Raw genomic sequence first — 1,679 nt, 5'->3', positions numbered from 1 at the left:
ACCGGGATGCGCACGCGAATCCAGTCAGGCTTTTTCGGCAATTCGGTGGTCGGAATGATCTTCACCGGGATACGCGCAACCTTTTCGGCGCCGCGCAGCTTTACGCCAGCTTCCATTTTTACCGGGGTTTTACCGGCCGATTCTACAACAGTGACCATGTATTTTTTCCTTGTGGCGGGTGGTTCGGCCCAGGCCAGCCGGTGTTTTGTCGCCAGGCTGTCAAGAGGGACAAGGCGTTGCCCTGTCCCCTCTGTGCATCAGTCGCGATAGACCGGAAAGTCAGCGCACAGGGCAGCGGCCTTTCTGGCGACGTTGGCCTCGACATCGGCATCGCCGAGGTGATCGAGGATGTCGCAGATCCAGCCAGTCAGCTCAATGCTCTGGGCGACCTTGAAGCCACGGCTGGTAATCGCCGGGGTGCCAATCCGCAGACCCGAGGTCACGAACGGCGACTGTGGATCGTTCGGCACGGCGTTCTTGTTCACGGTGATCCCGGCACGGCCCAACGCGGCGTCGGCGTCTTTGCCGGTCAGGCCCTGACGGATCAGGCTCACCAGGAACAGGTGGTTGTCGGTTCCGCCGGAAATCACGTCGTAGCCACGCTCGATAAACACGCCGGCCATCGCCTGGGCGTTGTCGATCACTTGCTGTTGATAGGTCTTGAAGCCCGGCTCCAACGCCTCCTTGAAGCACACGGCCTTGGCGGCGATCACGTGCATCAGCGGGCCGCCCTGGCCGCCAGGGAATACTGCGGCGTTGAGTTTCTTCTCCAGTTCCGGATTGGCCTTGGCCAGGATCAGGCCACCGCGTGGACCGCGCAGGGTTTTGTGCGTGGTGGTAGTGACAACATCGGCGAACGGAATCGGGTTCGGGTACAGACCGGCAGCCACTAGTCCGGCAACGTGGGCCATGTCCACAAACAGATAAGCGCCAACCTTGTCGGCGATCTGACGGAAGCGTGGGAAATCCAGGGTTTTCGAGTAGGCCGAGAAACCGGCAATGATCATCTTCGGCTGGTGCTCGACGGCCAGACGCTCGACTTCGTCGTAATCGATCAGCCCGGTCGCAGTATCGATGCCGTACTGCACCGCGTTGTACAGCTTGCCGGAAAAACTGACTTTGGCGCCGTGGGTCAAGTGACCGCCGTGGGCCAGGCTCATGCCCAGCACAGTGTCGCCGGCTTGCAGCAGGGCCAGGTAGACCGCCGCGTTGGCCTGGCTGCCAGAGTGCGGCTGGACGTTGGCGTAATCGGCACCGAACAACTGTTTGGCTCGATCAATGGCCAACTGCTCGACCACGTCGACGTGTTCGCAGCCGCCGTAGTAGCGCTTGCCCGGATAGCCTTCGGCGTACTTGTTGGTCAGGCCGCTGCCTTGCGCTTCCATCACCCGTTGGCTGGTGTAGTTTTCCGAGGCGATCAATTCGATGTGGTGCTCTTGGCGTGCGTCCTCGGCATTCATCGCTGCCAGCAGTTCATCGTCGTAGCCTTTGATCTGGTCGTGCTTGCTGAACATGGTGGAATCCTCTGTTGTTCTTGGGTAGCGAATGGGCTGACCTGCGGCAGCTCCTACGCAGGGTCAGGCGTTGTTGTTACGCATCCTGGTAGCTTTCGATCGACGGGCAGGCGCAGATCAGGTTGCGGTCGCCAAACACGTTGTCGACCCGGCCGACCGGTGGCC

Annotated in this window: 2 protein-coding genes and 1 pseudogene; all 3 read right to left on the bottom strand. The window is 60.9% G+C overall.

The window, feature by feature from the left end; translation table 11 throughout:
* Positions 1-158, bottom strand: a pseudogene (locus tag AC1RKH_RS28065) (lipoyl synthase); the annotation flags it as partial.
* A gap of 99 nt (positions 159-257) precedes the next feature.
* Positions 258-1,514: a serine hydroxymethyltransferase gene (gene glyA / locus AC1RKH_RS28060; protein ID WP_493061864.1), complete on the bottom strand. Its 1,257-nt coding sequence runs from the start codon at positions 1,512-1,514 to the stop codon at positions 258-260.
* 76 nt (positions 1,515-1,590) lie between these two features.
* The coding region (locus AC1RKH_RS28055; protein WP_493184058.1) for a hypothetical protein at positions 1,591-1,679 on the bottom strand (89 nt) is incomplete at its 5' end.

Source organism: Pseudomonas sp. GW822-FHT06B12, assembly GCF_058799675.1.
This window is presented reverse-complemented; position numbering and strand designations above follow the sequence as displayed.